2 protein-coding genes are annotated in these 3,113 nt (G+C 44.8%); one reads left to right on the top strand and one right to left on the bottom strand.

The genetic code is table 11. The features are described 5' to 3' along the window. Nucleotides 1-134: 134 nt before the first annotated feature. Nucleotides 135-2,408: an FdhF/YdeP family oxidoreductase gene (locus QT974_RS21165; protein WP_333470389.1), complete on the top strand. Its 2,274-nt coding sequence runs from the start codon at nucleotides 135-137 to the stop codon at nucleotides 2,406-2,408. Nucleotides 2,409-2,580: 172 nt separating this feature from the next. Here the strand turns inward: QT974_RS21165 and QT974_RS21160 are convergent. Then, nucleotides 2,581-3,113, bottom strand: a 533-nt coding sequence (locus tag QT974_RS21160; RefSeq protein ID WP_333470388.1) for a hypothetical protein, incomplete at its 5' end; no start/stop codon positions are given.

Here is a 3,113-nt window from a genome sequence, read left to right as displayed (position 1 = left end):
CACTACGAACCAACAGTTTAATTGAGATTAAAACATCTATCTATTGACTAATTTTTTGGCTGTAAGTTTGCGGTAAATTATAGTAATAAACCTAACTGTACATCAATTCGCAATTCTAACAAAAAATAAACCCTATGGACACCAACTCCCAAAATATCCAACCCGTTCCGCCATTTAGCGAGAAAAATGACGAAACGCCAGAAATCGGCGGCGGTTTGCCCGTAATTGAATATTGGGCAGAGCATACTTTGTCGCCGGAAGGCCCGAAACTTTGGCAAACTTTGCTGCACAAAAGTGCTTGTTTGTCTTGTTCTTGGGGCACTGGCGGGCAGAAAGGAGGCTTTACTAATGAAGAGGGCGAAAAACTTCAGCGCTGTATGAAAAGTGTTGAAGCAATCTCGGCTGAAATTAAACCTGCTATCTCGACTAACTATTTTCAAGATCGCACTATTGCAGAACTCCAGCAGTTAACTTCCAGGGAAGCAGATAGGCTGGGAAGGTTGAGTTTTCCGATGATTTTGCGGGCTGGTGCGTCTCATTACGATCGCATTTCTTGGCAAGAAGTTTATGAAATTGCCGAGGCTGCGTTTCGCAAAACCCCCGAACGAGTGGCATCTTACAGTTCCGGTCGCTCTTCCAACGAAGCGGCTTTTCTGCTGCAATTGATGATGCGGGCGATCGGCTCTAACAACTTAGCAGATTGTTCGGATCTCTGCCACGCTCCCTCGACCACCGGGTTAAACGAAATGTTTGGTACCCGCACCTCGGTAGTCAGTCTAGAAAACTTAAAGCAAGCAGATTGCGTCGTACTTGCGGGCGCCAATTCTGCCTACAACCATCCCCGCTTCATGAACGAGTTGATTAAAATTCGCGACAAAGGCGGTAAAATAATTGTCATCAATCCGGTGATGGAAATCGGGTTAGTCAAGTTTGGTTCTCCGGCATTTCCCATCAAGTCGCTCATCCCCGGTTCCGATATTTCGTCGCTGTACTTGCAACCAATTCCCGGCAGCGATACGGCGCTATTTGTCGGCATTCAAAAATCGGTAATCGAACAAGGATTGCTCGACGAAAATTATTTGCAAGCCCACACAGAAGGCTGGGAAGCAGTAGTGCAGCACGCCCGCGAAACCGAGTGGGAAACTATTACTACAACTTGCGGAGTTTCCCAAGCAGAAATTGAAGCCGCAGCCAAAATAATCGGCAATTCTAAGCGTGTTGTCTTCGCTTGGGCGATGGGAATTACTCAACACCAAAACGGCGTAGATAATGTGTTTAGCATCGCCAACACTGCTTTGATGACGGGAAATCTCGGCAAAGAAGGGGCGGGATTAATGCCGGTGAGAGGACACTCAAACGTCCAAGGATTCGGCTCTATGGGCGTGACTGTGGAGCTAAAAAAAGAAATCCAACACACTCTCGAACAGTTATTGGGGCGTCCCCTGAGCGCTGTTAAGGGTTACAACACTCGATCGCTCATTGAAGCAGCAGATGCAGGCAAAGTCGATACGCTAATCTGTTTGGGCGGCAACTTGTACGGGGCCAATCCTGATTCAACTGAAGCCAAACGCGCTTTAGGCAAGATTGAAACCATTATTTACCTCGCCACCAAACCAAATTTGGGCCATTTTAGCGGATTGGCTCATCACAATACAATTGTGTTGCCGGTGCTGAATCGCTTTGAAAATCCCTACAAAACAACTGTAGAATCTGGCAATAATTTTGTGCGTTTAAATGATGAAGGCGAAACTCATCTCAAAGATTCTGATTTAATTCCCGAAGTACATTTTTTAACTGAATTAGCCGCCAGAATTCACGGCACTTATCCGGTAGACTGGCGCCAACTTCAAGATACCAAGTACGTGCGGCAATTGATTGCTAAAACAATTCCCGGCTTTGAAAAAATGGCAACAATTGATGAAACCAAAGAAGAATTTACCATCAGCGGGCGGATTTTTACCGAACCAAAATTTCCCACCGATTCCGGCAAAGCCAAAATGTTTGTGGCACCTTTACCAGTGCTAACTTTACCAGAAATTAAAGATTTTGGTACATCGGAATCGGTGCGGGGTTTAGTTGTGGCATTGATGACGGGACGCAGTTATTCTCAGCACAATACTGTGGTTTACAAAAATGATGACAAGTACCGGGGAATGCCGCACCGCAACTGCATTTTGATGAATCGCGCCGATGCAGAAAGCGCTGGTATGCAAGAACATCAGCGGGTGACTGTGCAGGGAAATGTGGGTAAAATGGAAAATGTCGAGGTGATTTACGGGGCGGTTCGTGAGGGTGCTGCTTTGATGTTTTATCCTGAAGTTAATGTAATTTTTCATCCGGAGATTGAAAAGCGATCGGGCACGCCTGCTTACAAGCGGGTACCTGCTTTTGTGTATGCGGAAAGGTAAAAACAGAATACTCTATCAGTTGACAGTTGACAGTTGACAGTTGACAGTTGACAGTTGACAGTTATAGCAACCGAATCAAACCGTTTATGAAGCGAGAAGTCAGGGATCTATTCATGACTTTATTTCTGTCCTAACCGATGTGGCGGTTGCTATATTGATTTCTTCATCGCAATTACACACACTGACTCAACGGCGGAAATTTCCAGTTTCCCGAATATAAAGTAGATGGCAGCTTTAAACAATAAGCAGCAGGAATCACCTCGATCAACCACCAATTAAACATATCTCGTTGGGCCGCAGCAAAACCAGAAATTGCATCGCCAGTAATGGCATCATACAGAATGTCCAAAATGGCCTTATAAGCTGTTTTGGTGTTGAGTGTTTGTAACAACCCGTAGAAGATATTATAAGCTTCATCAGCAGCTTGATATTTTCCAATTTTGTCGATATGAGGAAACAAGGTATCTGCCCAAGTTTCTGGGATTTCACCACCATCCTTTAGCCAACACGATACAATTGCTTGAACGATATCAGCCTTGTGTTCTTCAGGAAAGTAATGTTTAATGGTCGGTTTAGCTGCTAATGCTATTCCATAAGCCATGTACACATATCGCTGATGGGATATTGCATCATTAGGCATTCCAAAGGCTGTCATTACTTCTACAAAAGCTTCTTCTACATCGCTGTTTCCGCCTCTTTCGTATA

Origin of the sequence: Microcoleus sp. BM001215392, assembly GCF_036700185.1 — a bacterium.
In the GTDB taxonomy this organism is placed as follows: Bacteria; Cyanobacteriota; Cyanobacteriia; order Cyanobacteriales; family Microcoleaceae; genus Microcoleus.
This window is presented reverse-complemented; position numbering and strand designations above follow the sequence as displayed.